The 18,475-nt window shown below is 73.4% G+C and carries 13 protein-coding genes; 3 read left to right on the top strand and 10 right to left on the bottom strand.

Going from position 1 to position 18,475, the window contains the following annotated elements:
* The 3 genes from PSQ21_RS22055 to purN form a co-directional block, all read right to left on the bottom strand.
* Window positions 1-1,542 carry a DUF2079 domain-containing protein gene (locus PSQ21_RS22055; RefSeq protein ID WP_274032320.1) on the bottom strand — a complete coding sequence of 514 codons (1,542 nt, stop codon included), beginning with the start codon at window positions 1,540-1,542 and terminating at the stop codon, window positions 1-3.
* Window positions 1,543-1,689: 147 nt separating this feature from the next.
* Window positions 1,690-3,243: a bifunctional phosphoribosylaminoimidazolecarboxamide formyltransferase/IMP cyclohydrolase gene (purH, locus tag PSQ21_RS22050; protein ID WP_274032318.1), complete on the bottom strand. Its 1,554-nt coding sequence runs from the start codon at window positions 3,241-3,243 to the stop codon at window positions 1,690-1,692.
* The gene (gene purN / locus PSQ21_RS22045) at window positions 3,230-3,886 is read right to left on the bottom strand and encodes a phosphoribosylglycinamide formyltransferase (RefSeq protein WP_274032317.1); all 657 of its coding nucleotides are present in this window, start codon (window positions 3,884-3,886) and stop codon (window positions 3,230-3,232) included. Before purN ends, purH begins: the two co-directional genes overlap by 14 nt.
* Before the next feature lie 261 nt (window positions 3,887-4,147).
* Here purN and PSQ21_RS22040 point away from each other — a divergent pair, with 261 nt between their 5' ends.
* On the top strand, window positions 4,148-5,107 hold the full coding sequence (locus PSQ21_RS22040; RefSeq protein WP_274032314.1) for a hypothetical protein: 960 nt from the start codon (window positions 4,148-4,150) through the stop codon (window positions 5,105-5,107).
* A 119-nt stretch (window positions 5,108-5,226) separates the two neighbouring features.
* On the opposite strand, the gene PSQ21_RS22035 is transcribed toward PSQ21_RS22040, so the two are convergent.
* A complete protein-coding gene (locus PSQ21_RS22035; RefSeq protein WP_274035883.1) occupies window positions 5,227-7,056 on the bottom strand; it encodes a cell division protein PerM in 1,830 nt (609 codons plus the stop codon).
* A 126-nt stretch (window positions 7,057-7,182) separates the two neighbouring features.
* Between PSQ21_RS22035 and PSQ21_RS22030 the strand changes: the two genes are divergently transcribed.
* Entirely contained in the window at window positions 7,183-8,487 is a 1,305-nt protein-coding gene (locus PSQ21_RS22030; RefSeq protein WP_274032312.1) for a helix-turn-helix domain-containing protein, read from the top strand.
* 131 nt (window positions 8,488-8,618) lie between these two features.
* Here PSQ21_RS22030 and sucD read toward each other — a convergent pair whose 3' ends face one another.
* The 6 genes from sucD to PSQ21_RS22000 form a co-directional block, all read right to left on the bottom strand.
* Window positions 8,619-9,503, bottom strand: coding sequence for a succinate--CoA ligase subunit alpha (gene sucD, locus PSQ21_RS22025; protein WP_018955930.1), 885 nt, complete (start codon window positions 9,501-9,503; stop codon window positions 8,619-8,621).
* Window positions 9,504-9,524: 21 nt separating this feature from the next.
* Window positions 9,525-10,706, bottom strand: coding sequence for an ADP-forming succinate--CoA ligase subunit beta (sucC, locus tag PSQ21_RS22020; RefSeq protein ID WP_274032310.1), 1,182 nt, complete (start codon window positions 10,704-10,706; stop codon window positions 9,525-9,527).
* Between the two features lie 350 nt (window positions 10,707-11,056).
* Complete coding sequence (locus tag PSQ21_RS22015) at window positions 11,057-12,328, bottom strand: VWA domain-containing protein (protein ID WP_274035881.1); 1,272 nt, start codon at window positions 12,326-12,328, stop codon at window positions 11,057-11,059.
* A 221-nt stretch (window positions 12,329-12,549) separates the two neighbouring features.
* Window positions 12,550-15,120, bottom strand: coding sequence for a DUF5682 family protein (locus tag PSQ21_RS22010; protein WP_443334400.1), 2,571 nt, complete (start codon window positions 15,118-15,120; stop codon window positions 12,550-12,552).
* Window positions 15,117-16,241, bottom strand: a complete 1,125-nt coding sequence (locus PSQ21_RS22005) for an ATP-binding protein (protein WP_274032307.1) — start codon at window positions 16,239-16,241, stop codon at window positions 15,117-15,119. Before PSQ21_RS22005 ends, PSQ21_RS22010 begins: the two co-directional genes overlap by 4 nt.
* Before the next feature lie 182 nt (window positions 16,242-16,423).
* Window positions 16,424-16,888 carry a hypothetical protein gene (locus PSQ21_RS22000; protein WP_274032305.1) on the bottom strand — a complete coding sequence of 155 codons (465 nt, stop codon included), beginning with the start codon at window positions 16,886-16,888 and terminating at the stop codon, window positions 16,424-16,426.
* Between the two features lie 154 nt (window positions 16,889-17,042).
* Between PSQ21_RS22000 and PSQ21_RS21995 the strand changes: the two genes are divergently transcribed.
* On the top strand, window positions 17,043-18,449 hold the full coding sequence (locus PSQ21_RS21995; protein WP_274032303.1) for an SWIM zinc finger family protein: 1,407 nt from the start codon (window positions 17,043-17,045) through the stop codon (window positions 18,447-18,449).
* The last annotated feature ends 26 nt before the right edge of the window (window positions 18,450-18,475 follow it).

The raw sequence follows: 18,475 nt of genomic DNA, 5'->3' as shown, positions 1-18,475 counted from the left end.
TCAGTCGCCCCGGACGCCCGGGATCTCCGCCGGCTCCGGTGAGGTGCGCTCCATCACCACGAAGCTGCCGCCCTGGTGCTTGAGCCGGTAGGACGCCTCGGGGTGCAGCTGCTCGGCGTACGCCACCGGGTCCTGGATCGGGCGGGACCAGCCGAAGTCCAGGTTGATGGCGACGATGTCGGGTGCGGTGCCCGGGGCTCCGCCGATCCAGTAGACGGTGCGGTCGGAGGTGAGGTGCGCCATCAGCGTGATGTCCGTCTCGACCCGCGCCCCGGCCGGGATGACGTCGAGCGCCGCCCGGGCGGCCTGGCTGCGGGCGTCGTCGGTGCGGTAGGTCTCCGGGCGCAGCAGATCGCGCAGGGGCAGGTGCTGGGTCATCGCGACGGCGATCGCGGCGGCGACGGGCACGGCGACCTTCGCGTACGAGGCGAGCCAGGGCCGGTCCGAACCGCGGCTGCGGCGGACGCCGTCGGCCAGCGCGAGGAAGAGGACCGGCATGAGGATCGCGCTGTAGTGCCAGACCATGCCCCAGTGGTTGCTGTCCTGCGAGAGCAGCCGCCAGCCGAGCGTGGGCACGATCAGCAGCGTCAGCGGTGAACGCAGCGCCATGAACGCGGTGATGCCGAGCAGGAAGACCAGCATCTCGATCTTGACGGAGGAGTTGAGGACGCCGAGGACGGAGTCCAGCATCGAGACGTCCTGCTCGCCGTTCTTGTCGATCTTCTGCCAGTAGTCGTAGGTGCCCGCGCTGCTGGCCGCCGGGATGAGGACCATGAGCGTGACGACGAAGGCGGCGACCCCGAAGGCGGCGAGCAGCGCGCCCTGGAGCCGGCGGCCGTGCACGAAGAGCAGGAAGCCGACGACCGCCACGGTGGCGCCCAGGTCCTCCTTGACGAGGACCAGGGGGAGCGACCACAGGAGCGCGGCCGTGTACCGCTCCAGGAGCAGGGCCCGGCAGACGAGGGCCAGCAGCGGTACGGCGAACGCGATCTCGTGGAAGTCGGCCTTGACCGCTTCCTGGATCCCCCAGGAGAGCCCGTACGCGACGGTGACGCAGAGCCCGGAGCGCCCGCCGAGAAGCTGCTGGGCGGTGCGGCCGACGATGACCGCTCCCAGCGCGAACAGCGCGGCCTGGGCGAACAGCAGGGACTCGGCCGACGGCCACAGCCAGTACAGCGGTGCCAGCAGCGCCACGATCGGCGAGAAGTGGTCGCCGAGGATCAGATATCCGGGGCCCTTGATGTCGACGACCGGGGCGTCGAACCCGGCGTACGCCCGGACCTCCTGCTCGAAGATGCCCAGGTCCCAGGAGGGTGATCCGAAGCGGCTGTACTGGAAGTACGAGTAGAGGAAGTAGAGCGCGCACAGGATCGCGCCGGCGATGAGGTACGGGCGCAGGGGGACGCGTTCGGCGGCTCCGGCCGCACTCGGGGCGTCGCCGGCCGGGCGGGTGGCCGGGGCGGCATCGGGCCCCGGGTCCTGGGCGGGCAGGTGGCCCGGCCCCGGCCGGTCGTCCGTTCCACTCTTGTTCAGCTCAAGCACGGTGGCTGCTCCCGCTGGGATGGGTACGGCCGTGGGTTGGCCACGGCCGTGTCATTAGAACAGAGCGGCGAGCGGATTCCGTACGACGGACACGACGGTGGCCGCACCCCTGGACGAGGTGCGGCCACCGGGGGTACGCCGGGGCGGTCAGTGGAAGAAGTGGCGCGTGCCCGTGAAGTACATCGTCACGCCGGCCTTCTTCGCGGCCTCGATCACCAGTTCGTCGCGGACGGATCCGCCGGGCTGCGCGACGGCCTTGACGCCGGCGGCCGTGAGGATCTCCAGACCGTCGGGGAACGGGAAGAACGCGTCGGACGCGGCGTACGAACCGGCTGCCCGCTCCGCACCCGCCCGCTCGACGGCGAGCTTCGCGGAGTCCACCCGGTTGACCTGGCCCATGCCGACGCCGACCGAGGCGCCGCCCTTGGCGAGGAGGATCGCGTTGGACTTGACGGCCCGGGACGCCTTCCAGGCGAAGGCCAGCTCCTTCAGCTCGGCCTCGGAGAGCGCGTCGCCGGTGGCGAGCGTCCAGTTGGCCGGGTCGTCGCCGTCGGCCTGGAGGCGGTCGGCGACCTGGAGCAGCGCGCCGCCGTCGATCGGCTTCACCTCGAACGCGGAGGCCGGGGCCTCGGGGGCGCGCAGCACGCGGATGTTCTTCTTGCGGGCCAGCACCTCGACCGCGCCGTCCTCGTACGCCGGGGCGACGATGACCTCGGTGAAGATCTCCGCGACCTGCTCGGCCATCTCCACGGTGACCGGCCGGTTGACCGCGATGACGCCGCCGAACGCGGAGAGCGGGTCGCAGGCGTGCGCGTTGCGGTGTGCGGTCGCGACGTCGTCGGCGATGGCGATGCCGCACGGGTTGGCGTGCTTGATGATCGCGACGCAGGGCTCGGCGTGGTCGTAGGCGGCGCGGCGGGCGGCGTCGGTGTCCGTGTAGTTGTTGTAGGACATCTCCTTGCCGTGCAGCTGCTCGGCCTCGGCGAGACCGCCGTCGCCGGAGGTGTAGAGCGCGGCCGGCTGGTGCGGGTTCTCGCCGTAGCGCAGGACGTTCTTGCGCGTGAAGGTGTCACCGAGGAACTCGGGGAGGCCCGAGTCGCCGTCGGCGGCGTAGTCCGCCGCGAACCAGGAGGCAACGGCGACGTCGTACGCGGCGGTGTGCTGGAAGGCCTCGGCGGCGAGCCGCTTGCGGGCGGTCAGGTCGAAGCCGCCCGCCTTCACGGCCGCGAGGACGTCGGCGTACCGCCCGGGGCTCGTGACGACGGCGACCGACGGGTGGTTCTTGGCGGCGGCGCGGACCATCGAGGGACCGCCGATGTCGATCTGCTCGACGCACGCGTCGTCGGAGGCGCCCGAGGCGACCGTCTCCTTGAACGGGTAGAGGTTCACCACGACCAGGTCGAAGGGCTCGACGCCGAGCTCGGCGAGCTGCTCGCGGTGGGCGTCGAGACGGAGGTCGGCGAGGATGCCGGCGTGGACGCGGGGGTGCAGCGTCTTGACCCGGCCGTCCAGGCACTCGGGGAAACCGGTGAGCTCCTCGACCTTGGTGACCGGCACTCCGGCGGCGGCGATCCTCCCGGCGGTGGAGCCGGTGGAGACGAGTTCGACGCCCGCCTCGTGCAGGCCGCGGGCGAGGTCTTCGAGCCCCGTCTTGTCGTAGACACTGACCAGAGCGCGGCGGATGGGCTTATTCACCGACATGACCGAGATGAACCTTTCGTCCCTCAATGCGATGGCCGTCACGGGCGATCCGCCCCACGGCCTCGACGAGCAGCGAGCGCTCGACTTCCTTGATCCGTTCATGGAGGGCGGCTTCACCCTCCGGGGTGTCCTCCTCGGTCACCTCGACCACGCCCTGCGCGATGATCGGACCGGTGTCGACGCCGTCGTCGACGAAGTGGACGGTGCAGCCGGTGACCTTCACGCCGTACGCGAGCGCGTCACGCACTCCGTGGGCACCGGGAAAGCTGGGCAGCAGGGCGGGGTGGGTGTTGACGGTCCGGCCGCCGAACGCGGCGAGGAACGCAGGGCCGACGATCTTCATGAAGCCGGCGGAGACGACGAGGTCCGGGCGGTGCGCGGCGACCTGTGCGGTGAGCGCCTCGTCCCACTCGGCGCGGGTCGCGTGGTCCTTGAGCCTGCACACGAAGGTGGGGATTCCGGCCCGCTCCGCGCGCTCCACGCCACTGGTGCCGTCGCGGTCCGCGCCGACGGCGACGATCCGCGCCCCGTACGCCGCCGGGTCGTCGCCGATGGCGTCGAGCAGGGCCTGGAGATTCGTACCCGATCCGGAGACCAGCACGACCAGCCGGGCGGGAGAGGCGGAGGGGGGCGGGGAGGCCACGTCGGGGCCCTTTCTCACGTGATGACCGCATGATGGCGCAGGTACGGCATGCTCTTTGTAGGGTCGTACGAAAGTATCGCCTCACCCGATACGGGGAACCCTACGAACGAGTCGACCGTCAGCAACGATACCGGCACACCCGACGGCCCCCACGGGACGGGGGCGTGACCGGGAGGTAGCGTCAGGGGACAGCGAGCCGTCCACCGGGCGGACGAACCGTCCTACGGGCGGACATGACGAGATGGGGAAGACGTTCACCACATGCCGGACCGACGCCGTCGCACCGCCTTCCGCTTCCCCCTGCCCGAGCGGTCCGCTCCGCTGATGCGGGAACGCCGGCCCTCTTCGCCGGACTCCTCCCCTCCGGGGTCCTCCTCGCCGGGGTCCTCCTCGGGATCCGCACCGGCGTCCGGCTCCGCCGGGAAGCCGCAGGAGGACAACCCGTTCGCGGCACCGCCCGCGGACCGTCCTGACCAGCCGTGGCAGCCGCGCCGCCCCGCCGGGACCGACGGGCCGGAGGGGTCGGACGGGAACGGCGGGTCCGACGGGAGCGGCTCCAGCGGGGACCGCCCGGCGTGGGGCAGCCAGTGGAGCAGCAAGCAGCCCGGCCGGGGCAACGGCGGCTTCGGCGGCGGCCCCGGCGGGAACGGCTCCGGCGGCCCGGGAGGCAAGGGCGGACCCGAGCGCGGCGGTCCGGGCGGACTGCGCTGGGACCCCACCGACCCCGCACAGCGGCGCGCCCGCTACGCGGTGCTCGGCGGTATGTGGGCCTTCTTCTTCGCCCTCTTCGAATTCTCGGAGCTCGCCCTGCTGCTGGGCGCGCTCGCGACGTACTGGGCGATCAGCGCGCTCCGCACCCCGCCGGGGAACGCCTCCGCGACGGACCGTACGGCGGCCGACGGCTCCGGGGCGGCGGGAACCGCCGCGGGGACCGGGACCGGCACGGGAGCCACGGCGGGCGACGTCTCCGGAGCCTCGCCCACCGCGCCCACGCCCGCCGCGTCGCAGGGCGTCAGCAGCAGGCAGCAGACCACGGCGGCGGTGAGCGGCCTGGTGACCGGCCTGCTGGCGCTGCTCATCGTGGCGACCACGTTCACCGTGCAACTCGTCTACCGCGACTACTACACCTGCGTGGACGACGCCCTGACCAGGACCGGCGCGCTGGCCTGCAACGACCAGCTGCCGAAGCCGCTGGAGCCGTTCTTCGGCGTCAAGGAGTAGGTCACCGGCGCCCCGGCTCCGGATCGGGCCTCGGCGCGGGGCGGCCCGCGGCGGCATCGGTGGGGACAGCCGCATCCGGGGGGTCAGCCGGCCCCGGGGGACCAGCCGGCCCCGTGGAGTCAGCCGGACCCGCCCGTGGAGTCAGCCGGGCCCGTGGAGTCAGCTGGATCAGTTGAAGTCGGACCGACTGGATCAGTCGAACCAGCTGGATCAGTTGAATCAGCTGGATCAGTCGAACCAGCGGGAAAGTCGGCCATCAGTCCGCCGGAACCCTGCTTCAGGGAGGCCCAACGGGCCTCCCTGAAGTCTTTTCCGTGCCACGGGTCGGTCGGCAGGAAGTCGTACGGCTCGAACCCCGCGTCGCCCCGCCCCGCCCCGGGGCCGGCCGTTCCGGCCGCGCCGGCCGGAGTACCGGCGGCCGGAACGAGGGCCGCCCCGGGGGCCGGAACGGAGGAAGCGGCGCGTGCCGCGTAACCGCCCGGCGCCGCATCGCCGGACGCGCCCGCCTTCCTCCCCCGCCCACGCCACGGCGCCCACCAGCGGCGCGGGCGCCCGATGACGGCCCCCGCCTGCACTTCCTCGTCCTCGGCCGCTGTCGGTCCCGCCGCCTTCGCTGTGGCCGCTGCTGTTGCCGCCGCCGTCAACGGAGGTCCATCCCCTTCCGGTACGTCCCTGCGCCAGGCCCAGCCCGGGGTACGCAGTCGCCACCGGCGCAGCAGCAGGACCGCCGGTACGCCGATGCCCGCGGTCCACGCCAGCGCCGCCGGGCCGGCCAGCCACCACACCGGGCCGAACTCCCGCAGCGCCCCGGTACCGAGCGGCCCGCCGGCCACCGCCGTGAGCAGCGCCGTCACGGCACCGCACCCCAGCGCGGCGAGCAGGGTCACCAGCACCGTCTCGCGGCGGCCCCACGCGTGAGCACGGGGCGCGTCGGCGGGCACGGCCCTGCGGGCGGTGAACCAGGCGACCGCCAGCCCGGCCGCCACCGGCACCGCCAGGGCCGCCCCGTACAGCGGGGAGCCCGGCCCCTGGTCCGGCACGGCCGCCAGCAGGGGGAAGGAGGGCGCCGTCGGGGTACCGTCGAGGCCCAGCGGGGTGGCGGTGGCTCCCGTACCGAGCGAGAAGCCGGGTCCGAGCCCGTACGACGCTCCCCACAACGCGGCGTTCGGCACCAGCGAGGCGGCCAGCAGGAGCACGGCGAACCGCCCCGGCCAGTCGCCCGCGAGCCCCAGGAACGCGTCCTGCGCCGCCCCCGCGTTCCGGCCGAGCGCCACCGCGACCAGCAGCGCACCGCCGCCGAGCAGCACCGTCACGCCCACCGCCGCCGACCGGCACGCCGCCTCGGCCCGGTCGCGGAAGAGCGTCCGCGCGATCGCCTCCTGAAGCGCCAGGGGCGACCAGGACGGCAGGGGCCCGAGTGGCCGCCCGGCCGCCGTCCACACCCCGGCCGCCGCCGCACCGGCCACCACCAGCGCCACCGGGAACACCAGCGTGTCCGCGTCCGGGCGCAGCGAACCGTCCCTCGCCCAGGCCGCAGCCCCCGCCACGACCAGCAGGTATCCCGCGGTCACCGCGCAGAACGCGCCCGCCGGTGAAGGCCTGGGCCGACCGTCCTCCGGCACCGCCGCATCGCGTGCCGCGCGATGCGCCAGCCAGACCGGGCCCACGACGAGCAGCAACGGCACCACGCCGACGGGGGCGGGAACGCCGCTCAGGGTGTCGGGCCGCACGAGTCCCGCGCCGTGCGCGAGCAGCCAGATCCCGGCCGCCGCACGCAGTGCCCCGCCCGGTCCGCTGTCGGGGTACGGGGAGCTGATCCACACCACCATGACCAGCACGGCCAACGCCCCGAGGCCGAGTCCGGCGGCGACGGCTCCCCGCACCAGGGCGGAGGCCAGGGCCAGGGTGCGGTTCCGCTCGGCCGTCGCCTTCGGGCCGCGCTGCGTCATTTGGGTCACGCGGCCCATGCTGCCAACGACACGCGCTTATATCGCGTAACGCGCTAACAGCCGTTGTGTCGCTCAATATACGTTTATGTACTTTTTCACCCAGTGCGGCGCTGCCGGGGGTCGTCCATGACCCGGAGCACGACCGACGAGGCCGCCGCGCCGCCGCTGCCCTCCCCCAAGGAGCGCCGCAGACTGCGCGAGGCGAAGTCACTGAGCGAGGAACAGGTAGCGGCGGCCGTCGGCGTCACGCGCGCCACCGTGCGCTCCTGGGAGACGGGGCGCACGAGCCCGCGCGGGCGCAAGCGCGCGCTGTACGCGAAGCTCATCGCCCCCGGGCCGGAGGCGCCCGCCGCGCCACCGCCCCCGGCCGTGGCGGCTCCGACGCCGACGGCTCCGGAGCCCCTCCCGGCCCCCGCTGCGGAAGCCACGCCGGAACCCCTTCCCGAAGCCGCTCCGGAAGCCCGCCCCCAAGCCGTTCCGGAGGTGAAGCCGACGGTGCGGGCGGAGGCGGTTACGGCCACGGGCACCCGTGCGGAGGCGGAAGGGGCGAAGGAGGCGGAGAAGGAGGCGGCGGCGGAGGCGGACAAGCAGGCGGAGAAGGAAGGGCGATGCCTCTCCCCCGCCGAGGCGTTCGACGAGCTGTACACCCGCACCGCCCCCGGCCTCGTCCGGCAGGCCTACCTGCTGACCGGCCGCCGCGCCCTGGCCCGCGAGTCCGTCGAGCGCGCCTTCGAACTGGCCTGGCACCGCTGGCCCGAGGTGGCCGTCGACCGGGACCCGGCCGGCTGGGTGCGCGCGGCGGCGTACGAGTACGCGATGTCCCCCTGGCACCGGCTGCGCCGCGCGCACCGGCACCCCGACGCCCCGCCCACCGAGCCGGGGAAGCAGGCGCTGTTCGGCGCGCTGCTCGACCTGCCCCCGGCCTACCGGCGCACGCTCCTCCTGTACGACGGGGTCGGCCTGGACCTCCCGGAGACCGCGGCCGAGACGGAGGCCAGCACCCCGGCGGCGGCGGGCCGTCTGATGACCGCCCGCGCGGCCGTCGCCGAGCGCCTTCCCGAACTCGCGGCCGCCGGCTCGCCCGCCGAGCAGTCGGCCCTGCTGCACGACCGGCTCGGCGGCCTCGCGCGCGCCGAGCACGTTCCCGTACCGCGGCCGGCCCGGGCCGTGCGCACCGGCAGCGAGGACAGGGCCCGGCTGTGGACGCGGGCCGCCATCGTGGGCGTCGCGCTCCTCATCGCCGTCACCGGGCTGACCCTGTACACCGCGCCCACCCACTACGAGCCGCCGATCTCCCCCGGCGAGCGGGTCGGGGGCGTACCGCCCCGCGGTGGTCCGCAGAAGCTCACCGCGCAGGACCTGGAGCTCCAGAAGACGCTGCGCGAGCAGCTGGCGCACGGCCCGGAGCGGCTGGTCCCGCAGCTGCGATGAGCCGTCACGCGGACCGGGCCGTCACCCGGGCGGCAGGCGCGTACTCGAACGGCCCGGGCCCGCACCCCTGCATCACAGGAAGTGCGGGCCCGGGCCGTTCGCAGCGTGTCTCCGCCGCCTGACCGACGGCGTCAGGCGCCGAGGATCTCGCGCGCCAGCTTGGCGGTCTCGGTCGGCGTCTTGCCGACCTTGACGCCGGCGGCCTCAAGGGCCTCCTTCTTCGCCTGGGCGGTGCCCGAGGAGCCGGAGACGATGGCGCCGGCGTGGCCCATGGTCTTGCCCTCCGGGGCGGTGAAGCCCGCGACGTAACCGACGACCGGCTTGGTGACGTTCTTCGCGATGAAGTCGGCGGCACGCTCCTCGGCGTCGCCGCCGATCTCGCCGATCATCACGATGAGGTCGGTCTCCGGGTCCGCCTCGAACGCCGCGAGGGCGTCGATGTGCGTGGTGCCGATGACCGGGTCGCCACCGATGCCGACGGCGGACGAGAAGCCGATGTCACGGAGCTCGTACATCATCTGGTAGGTCAGCGTGCCGGACTTCGACACGAGACCGATGCGGCCGGGCTTGGTGATGTCGCCCGGGATGATGCCGGCGTTGGACTGGCCGGGGGTGATGAGACCCGGGCAGTTCGGGCCGATGATCCGGGTCTTGTTGCCCTTCGCGCCGGCGTACGCCCAGAAGGCGGCCGAGTCGTGGACGGCGATGCCCTCGGTGATCACGACGGCGAGCGGGATCTCGGCGTCGATCGCCTCGACGACGGCGGCCTTCGAGAAGGCCGGCGGCACGAAGAGGACGGACACGTTCGCGCCGGTCTTCTCCATCGCCTCGGCGACGGAGCCGAAGACCGGTACCTCGGTGCCGTCGAAGTCGACGGAGGTGCCGGCCTTGCGCGGGTTCACGCCGCCGACGATGTTGGTGCCGTCGGCGAGCATGAGCTTGGTGTGCTTCATGCCCGTCGCGCCGGTCATCCCCTGGACGATGACCTTGCTGTCCTTGGTGAGGAAGATAGCCATGGTGGTCTGAGTCCCTCTTCCTTACTTCGCAGCCGCGGCGAGCTCGGCGGCCTTGTCGGCCGCGCCGTCCATGGTGTCCACGCGCTGCACGAGCGGGTGGTTGGCGTCGGAAAGGATCTTGCGACCCAGCTCCGCGTTGTTGCCGTCGAGACGCACGACCAGCGGCTTCTCGACCTTCTCGCCCTTGGACTCGAGCAGCGCGAGCGCCTGCACGATGCCGTTGGCGACCTCGTCACAGGCGGTGATGCCACCGAAGACGTTGACGAAGACGGACTTGACGTCCGGGTCGCCGAGGATGATCTCCAGGCCGTTCGCCATGACCTCCGCGGAGGCGCCGCCGCCGATGTCGAGGAAGTTGGCGGGCTTCACGTTGCCGTGGTTCTCACCGGCGTACGCGACGACGTCCAGGGTCGACATGACCAGACCGGCACCGTTACCGATGATGCCGACCTCGCCGTCGAGCTTGACGTAGTTGAGGTTCTTGGCCTTGGCGGCAGCCTCGAGCGGGTTGGCTGCGGCCTTGTCCTCGAGCGCCTCGTGACCCGGCTGACGGAAGTCGGCGTTCTCGTCGAGAGACACCTTGCCGTCCAGGGCCAGGATCCGGCCGTCCTTGGTCTTCACCAGCGGGTTGACCTCGACGAGGAGCGCGTCCTCGGCGACGAAGGTGTCCCACAGGGTCACCATGGCCTCGGCCACGCCCTCGGCCACGTCGGCCGGGAACTTCGCCTGGGCCACGATCTCGCGGGCCTTGGCGATGTCGACCCCGTCGACGGCGTTGACCGGGACCTTCGCGAGGGCCTCGGGGGTCTTCTCCGCGACCTCCTCGATGTCCATGCCGCCCTGCACCGAGGCCATGGCCAGGAAGGTGCGGTTGGTGCGGTCGAGGAGGTACGAGACGTAGTACTCCGCCTCGATCTCCGGGGACAGCTCGGCGATCATCACCTTGTGGACCGTGTGGCCCTTGATGTCCATGCCGAGAATGTCGGTCGCCCGGGCGACCGCCTCGTCGGCGTCGGCCGCCAGCTTGACACCGCCGGCCTTGCCTCGGCCGCCGACCTTCACCTGCGCCTTGACGACAGACTTGCCGCCCAGCTTCTCGGTCGCCTCGCGGGCTGCCTCAGGCGTGTCGATGACTTCACCGGCCAGCACCGGTACACCGTGCTTGGCGAAGAGGTCCCTCGCCTGGTACTCGAACAGGTCCACGCGCGTCCGTCCCTTTTAGTGGTATCGCGGTTCGTTCTTCTGCGTGGGCGTGCCGCGATGGGCAACGTGACTGCACTGTCACTAGGGAGGCGTACACGGTGTCCGAGTACGCGGCATGTCCATCCGGCAGGTTATCCCCGCGCTCGGTGTGACCCTAAATCGCAGATCACACCTGAGCGGTGATAACGGTCACAGAGGGTGGCTCTTCCGGCTCCCGGCCGGGGCCCGCCGGGAGCCGGAAGAGGCTGGTCGGAACTGGAGCGCCCGGCCCGGGCCCCCCTGGGCCGGGCGCTCCGATGTGGTGAGCCGGGCGGCTTGCACGCACCCGTGGGGGTCGCGCAAGTCCCCGGTTACTGTTGGGTCTCCTTGTCCGGTATGGGCAGTGGCCTCTTCTCGATCGCCGCCGCCATGACGTCCGGGAAGAGATCCGGCGTACAGGCGAAGGCGGGTACGCCCAACGCCCCGAGCGCCGCCGCATGCTCGTGGTCGTACGCGGGTGCGCCCTCGTCGGAGAGCGCGAGCAGGGCCACGAACTGCACCCCGGAGGCCTGCATCGCGGCGACCCGCTTGAGCATCTCGTTCCGTATGCCGCCCTCGAAGAGGTCGCTGATGAGGACGACGACGGTGTCCGCGGGGCGGGTGATCCTCGACTGGCAGTAGGCCAGTGCCCGGTTGATGTCGGTGCCGCCGCCGAGTTGGGTGCCGAAGAGGACGTCGACGGGGTCGTCGAGCTGGTCCGTGAGGTCGGCGACCGCCGTGTCGAAGACGACGAGCCGGGTCGAGAGCGTGCGCATGGAGGCGAGCACCGCCCCGAAGACCGAGGCATGCACGACCGACGCGGCCATCGAGCCCGACTGGTCGATGCACAGGACGATGTCCTTCTTGGCGGACCGGGAGGCACGCCCGTACCCGATGAGGCGCTCGGGAACGATCGTGCCCCTCCCCTCCGCGCCTCCCGGGTCCGTTGTGGGCCCCGTACCGGCCGGTCCCGGGACGGGGAGGTAGTTCGTGAGGTTGGCCCGGATGGTGCGGTTCCAGTCGATGTCCCGGTGGCGCGGCCTGCTGATGCGCGCCGAACGGTCCAGGGCGCCGGTCAGGGTGGCCCTGGTGCGGCTTTCCAGACGCTTCTCCAGGTCGTCGACGACCTTGCGGACGACGGCGCGCGCGGTCTCCTTCGTCGTCTCGGGCATCGCCTTGTTGAGGGAGAGCAGGGTGCCGACGAGGTGGACGTCCGCCTCGACCGCCTCCAGCATCTCCGGTTCGAGGAGCAGGGCCGCCAGGCCGAGCCGGTCGATCGCGTCGCGTTGCATGACCTGGACCACGGAGCTGGGGAAGTAGGTCCGGATGTCGCCGAGCCAGCGGGCGACGGAGGGCGCCGACGCGCCGAGCCCCGCCGAACGGCCGCCGGAGCCCCGGCCCCCGGGCTTCTTCCCGGCACCCCCGCCGTACAGCGCGTTCAACGCACCGTCCATCGCCGCGTCCTGACCGGTGAGGGCGCACCCGGTGCTGTCGGCGCTGTCCGCTCCGAGCACCATCCTCCAGCGCCGCAGCCGTTCGGCGTCGGGCGCGTGCGGGGCGGTGGGCCGCGCCGGGCCCGACGCCTGTGCGGTCGTCCGTTCCATCGTCTCCCCCGTCGGGTCCATCGGGTCCGTCGCGCCGTGGTCTCCGGCGTCCGGGCTCGTTCCCTGTTCCGTCGCGGCCGGGATGCTCGTTCCTTGTTCCGTCGCGCCCGGATTGCTCATACTCCGGGCCGCCGCGCCCAGGCTGCTCGCTCCCTGGTCCGCCACGCCCGGGCTGCTCGTTCTCTGGTCCGCCGCGCCCGGGCCCGTCGTCGGGGTCCTCGTCATCTGGCGGCCTCCTCGGGCTCGGACCGGCGGCCGATCAACAGGCGCAGCACCGGCTCCACAGCGTCGGCCCTGGCCCGGTCGAGACCGGGCCCGAAGCCCCCGGGCGCCCGGCCGGCCTCGTCCCGGCGGGCGCTCTCGGGGACGGGCCCGCGCCGGACCAGCTCGCCCAGGGTGCGCCGTACGCCCGGTTCGTACGCGGAGAACGTGCGGCGCAGCAGTGGCAGCACGTCGGTGAACGCCTCGGCGGGGACACCGGTCAGCCAGGAGTCGACGAGGCCGAGCAGCCTCTCGTCGTGGACCAGCAGCATGCCGCCGCCCGACGCGCCGCCGACGAACCCCTCGATCCAGGCGGCGGCGTCGGCGGGCGGGGTTCCGGGGGAGAGCGCCAGGCCCATCAGCCGGGCCGCCTCGTCCTCCGCCAGCCGCCCCTCGTCCAGGAGCAGCCGGGTGGCCCGGCCCCGGATGATCCCGGCAACCGTGTCCCGGGCCGCCAGTTTGTGCAGGACGGCGTCCCAGCGCTCCCGCAGCCCTTCGGCAGGGGCCGCTCCCGCGAGCAGGAGCCCGATCGCACCGTGCACGGCCTCCACCTGGCGGCGCAGCGCCTCGGCCCCGTCGGCGTCGAGGCCGGCGCAGGCGGGCGGCAGGCCGACGCAGATCCGCTCGGCGAGTCCGGCGGCGACCTCCGCGAGCGCCGCCGTGTCCGTGGAGCGCACGTCCCCGTATCGCAGGGAGCGGGCCAGGGCGGGCAGCGCGTCCGCGAGGTGGCCGACGTCCGCGTCGAGTGCGGCCCGGTCGGCGAGGGCCTTCATCACGACGGGCAGCGCGTCGGGCAGTCCGGCCAGGAGGCAGTGTTCGGCGAGTGCGGTGACGTCGGCCAGTGCGGTCGCCGCCATGGCCTCCGACTCGGCCTTCGCGGTGGCGGCGGTGAGGACCGTGGTGCCCCACACGCCTGCCTCGGCGACCCGGACGTGCAGTTCCGGCTCCCAGCGCAGCCGCCAGCTCTCCCGGAAGGTGCCGGTGCTGCCCCGCCCCGCGACCGGATCGCCCCAGCCGACGCCGAGGAGGCGCAGCCGGTGCAGGAGGCGGCTGCGGGCGGCGTCGGTCTCCTTGCGCAGGTCGAGGTCGACCTCGCGTTCCGACGCCTCCGGCTTGAGCCGGAGGGTGCGCTGGCTTCGGGTCAGGTCCCGTTGCAAGGGGACGGCCGGGGCGGTGTCCGGCACCTCTCCGAGGTTCTCGCCGACGATCAGCCGGTCCCTGACGAGGGCGAGCGGGACGTCGGACCCCTCGCACATGACGGCCCGCACCGCGTCGGTCGTCTCGCCCAGGCCGGCCAGCGGGCGGCCCCGGAGCGCGGCGAGGGTCTCGGCGAGCCGGACGGCCTCGATGACATGGGCGGTGGAGACGAACCGGTCTTCCTCCCGCAGCAGTCCGGCGACCTTGGTCATCCATCGTTCGATCGGCCGGTCCGCCACGTCGAAGAGGTGCCCGTACCAGCCCGGCGCGTCGATCCCCGCCCCGTACCCGCTGTGCCGGGCGAGCCGGCGGTGGGTCCACGGCACCCAGGTCAGGTCCGTCCTGACCTTCGGGAGGCCCTTGAGCAGGGCGCGGTCGGCGGCGAGAGTGGTCCGCGCGGCAAGGGCCGGGACGTGCCAGGCACCGCAGACTACGGCGACGCCGTCTCCGAACTCCTTGCGGGCAGTACGCAGTTGGATGCGCATGTACGCCTCGCGCACCGCGTCCCGGGGCTGCCCACCGTCGCCGTACGCCTCGCGGAGAGCACTCATGGCCTCCGCCAGTGCGGCGAACGGCGCGAGCGCGTCGTCCGCGTCGGCCGTGTCGTCCGCGCCCACCGTGTCCCCGGGCGAGCTGCCGTCGTGGCCCCGGCCGGTGCCGCTGTCCAGGCTTGTGCTGACGCCCCCGCCGGTGCCGCCGCCCGGTGATCGGTGCTCGACGACGTCCTCCCACCAGCGTTCCGGATCGTCGTATCCGGCGGTCTCCGCCAGCACGCGGATCGGGTCGACGACCGGCGAGTCCTCTTCCCCGGCCCGCTCCCCCGGGGCCGTCTCCTCGCCCCCCGTGCCTGGCGCGGGTTCCTTGAGCGCGAGGGAGTGGGCGGCGGGCAGGTCGATGAAGCGGACCGGGACGTCGTGGTCGAGAGCCCAGCGGATCGCCAACCACTCGGGCGAGAACGCGGCCATCGGCCAGAAGGAGGCACGTCCCGGGTCGTCCACGGCGTGCGCGAGCAGCGCGACCGGGGGGCGCATCCGAGCATCGGCGGCCAGAGGCAGCAGCGCGTCGCCCTCGGGCGGCCCCTCGACGAGGACAGCGGCCGGGCGGGCCGCCGCGAGCGCGGCGAGGACCGCGCGGGCCGACCCGGGGCCGTGGTGCCGCACCCCCAGGAGCCAGGGACCGACGGCCGCACGGGGCCCCGGCCCAGACATTCCGGCCGCCGCCGCGGTCCCGGTCGCCGTTTCGGCCGCCGCCCCGGTCGCCGTCCCGGTCGACGTTTCGGTCGCCGTGGCCTCTCCGGTCGCGGCCGCCCTCGCCGTACCGGCGGGGCTCGTCATGCGGTTACCTCGCGGCAGGCGCGGTAGAAGTCCTTCCAGCCGTCCCGCTCGCGGACCACGGTCTCCAGATACTCCTGCCAGACCACCCGGTCCGCCGCCGGATCCCGGACGACCGCGCCGAGGATCCCGGCCGCGACGTCCCCGGGGCGGAGAACGCCGTCGCCGAAGTGGGCCGCGAGCGCGAGGCCGTTCGTGACGACGGAGATCGCCTCCGCGGTGGAGAGCGTGCCGGAGGGGGACTTGAGCTTGGTTCGCCCGTCGGTGGTCACCCCGTCGCGCAGCTCCCGGAAGACCGTCACCACGCGCCGGATCTCGGTCAGGCCCTCCGGCGCCGCGGGCAGGTCCAGCGAGCGGCCGATCTGGTCGACCCGCCGCGACACGATGTCGACCTCGGCGTCCGGGGTGGCGGGCAGGGGCAGCACGACGGTGTTGAACCGGCGTCGCAGCGCGCTGGACAGCTCGTTGACGCCGCGGTCCCGGTCGTTGGCCGTGGCGATGAGGTTGAAGCCGCGAACGGCCTGGACCTCCTGCCCCAGCTCGGGGACGGGGAGCGTCTTCTCGGACAGGATCGTGATCAGCGAGTCCTGCACATCGGCGGGGATACGGGTCAGCTCCTCGACCCGGGCGGTCATGCCCTCGGCCATCGCCCGCATCAGCGGACTGGGGACCAGGGCGTCGCGGCTGGGTCCGTGGGCGAGCAGCTGTGCGTAGTTCCACCCGTAGCGGACGGCTTCCTCGGGCGTCCCGGCCGTGCCCTGCACGAGCAACGTCGAGTCACCGCTGACCGCGGCGGCGAGGTGTTCGGACACCCAGGTCTTGGCCGTACCGGGGACGCCGAGCAGGAGCAGCGCCCGGTCGGTGGCGAGCGTGGTCACGGCCACTTCGACCAGGCGGCGCGGGCCCACGTACTTCGGCGTGATCACCGTGCCGTCCGGCAGGGTCCCGCCCTGCAGATAGGTGGCGACGGCCCAGGGCGACAGCCGCCAACGGGCGGGCCTCGGGCGGTCGTCGGCGGCTTCGAGCGCCTTCAGCTCGTCGGCGAACGCGTCCTCGGCATGCGGGCGCAGCACCTCGGCGCCCGCCTCCGGCGCGATGGCCGCGGTGGTTTCGAACACGGTCATGGATCCCCCTCCAGATCGGTCGACCTGATGTGGTTCCCACCGTGCACCATGCCACTGACAACGGGCCCTGACCCCAGGTCAGAGCCCGTCCGTGAGCACATGGAACCGGCTGAGCACGGGGAACCGGCCGGGCCGCCCCCGCCGGGCCCACTCGGCCGGTCGGCCGGTCGGCCGGTCGCCGGTCAGCCGACGATCGGCGACACCGCCACGCAGCCTCCGGCTGTGAGCATGCCCTCCCCCTTCGCCTCCTTGATGACCTTGCCCTTGTAAGTGATGGTGCAGGTGACGTCGGTTCCGCCCGCGTCCACGGCCATCGGCATGACGGCGGGCGGCATGATGCCGCGCAGCTCGACGGTCTTCTTCCACGGCAGGGTCGGCGAGGTGACGGTCTCCAGCTCGGGCTCCATGGCCTTGCCGCCGCCCCCGTGGTACGTGATCTCGTCGACGCCCTTGCCCGTGACCTCGTACGTGACCTCGTACTTCTCGTCCACGGTCGTGTCGACCGCCTCGCCGACCGCCTTGTCGACCGACTCGGCCGAGCAGGCGCCGAGGCCGAGCACGAGACCGGCGATCGCGACCGCGTGGGCAACGGTGCGCACGGGGCGCGTGGTTCTGGAGGTGGATGCGGTGCGGATGGTGCGGTTCATTCCGGGATCCCCCCTGGATCGGACCGGGCACGGATCTGTTCCGTACGCGGAGATCGCAGAGAAACGCAGGCTAATGGCAAAGTCAAATCCCGCTCGGGGCGGCTGCTTCGCAGGTCGGAGGGGATTGTCAGTGGCTCCCCCTACCGTCGGGGACATGCTGCTATCTCACGGGGGAGAGCCCTCGCCCACCGGTGGACCGGTGGCGCGCTGGACGGTGGAACAGGTGCTGGCACTGGCTCCTGACGACGCTTCACGCAGAGCGGGCACGCGGCTCGGCACGGCCGGGCCGTGGACCGGCACGGGCCGCGACGCCGTGGGCGCGGTGTGGGGCCTGTGCGAGGGGAGCGGGAGCACGCCGTACCGGACGGTGGTCGACACCACCGGCCCGGCCTACTCCTGCAGTTGTCCGAGCCGGAAGTTCCCGTGCAAGCACGCGCTGGGGCTGTTGCTGCTGCGGGCCTCCGACGACACCGCGGTCCGGCCGGGCGAGCCGGCCGACTGGGCCGCGACGTGGATCGAGGCCCGGCGTGGACGCGTGGTGGAGAAGGGCGGACCCGCTGCGGGCGGCGGCGCCGCGCGGGGCCCCGCCGGCACTGACGCCGCCAGGAAGCGGGCGGAGCGCCGTGCCGAGCGCGTCACGGACGGGGCCCAGGAGCTGGAACAGCGCCTGGGTGACCTGCTGCGCGGCGGACTCGCCGCGACCGACCGCTCCGGGTACGGCCTGTGGGAGGAGACCGCGGCCCGCATGGTCGACGCCCAGGCCCCCGGTCTCGCGGCCCGGGTGAGAGAGCTGGGCGCGATCAGCGGGTCGGGCCCGGGCTGGCCGGTCCGCCTGCTGGAGGAGTGCGGCCTGCTCCATCTGCTGGACACCGCGTGGCTCGGCCGGGAGCGACTGCCAGAACCGCTGGCCGCGACCGTGCGTACGAGAGTGGGACTGCCCGTCTCCGCCGAGGGCTCCCCCGTCCGTGACCACTGGCTGGTCCTCGCGCAGTACGACACCCCGGACGGCAAGATCGTCGCCCGTCGGATCTGGCTGTACGGGAGGGAGTCGGGCCGTACGGCTCTGCTGCTCTCCTTCGGCGCGGCGGGCCGGACCCCGGCTCAGGCGCTGCCGGTGGGCGCGACGATCGACGCCGAGCTGACGCCGTATCCGGGCGGCGGACAGCTCCGGGCGGAGCTGGGCGAGCAGTTCGGCGCCATGGCCCCGGCCGGGCCTCCGCCGGGGATCGCCGCGGCGGCTGCGCCGGCCGTCTACGGGGACGCCCTGCGGGAGGACCCCTGGCTGGACGCCTGGCCGGTCACCCTGCGCGACGTCATACCCGTGCCGGCCAAGGACGGCTGGCAGGTGGTGGACGCGCACGCCGACTCCGCCCTGCCGATCGCCCCGGCCGCGCTGTCCCGGCCGGGTCTGTGGAAGCTCGTCGCTCTGTCCGGCGGTGGCCCGGTCACCGTGTTCGGCGAGATCGGCCACCGCGGCTTCGACCCGTTCGCGACCTGGGACCCGGGCGCGGAGGCGGCGGACGGGTACACCACGGGCGGGTCGGTCGTCCAGCTGGTCTGACCAGGCCGCGCCACGCCCCGCCCGCC

Source organism: Streptomyces sp. MMBL 11-1 (genome assembly GCF_028622875.1).
Taxonomy (GTDB): domain Bacteria; phylum Actinomycetota; class Actinomycetes; order Streptomycetales; family Streptomycetaceae; genus Streptomyces.
This window is presented reverse-complemented; position numbering and strand designations above follow the sequence as displayed.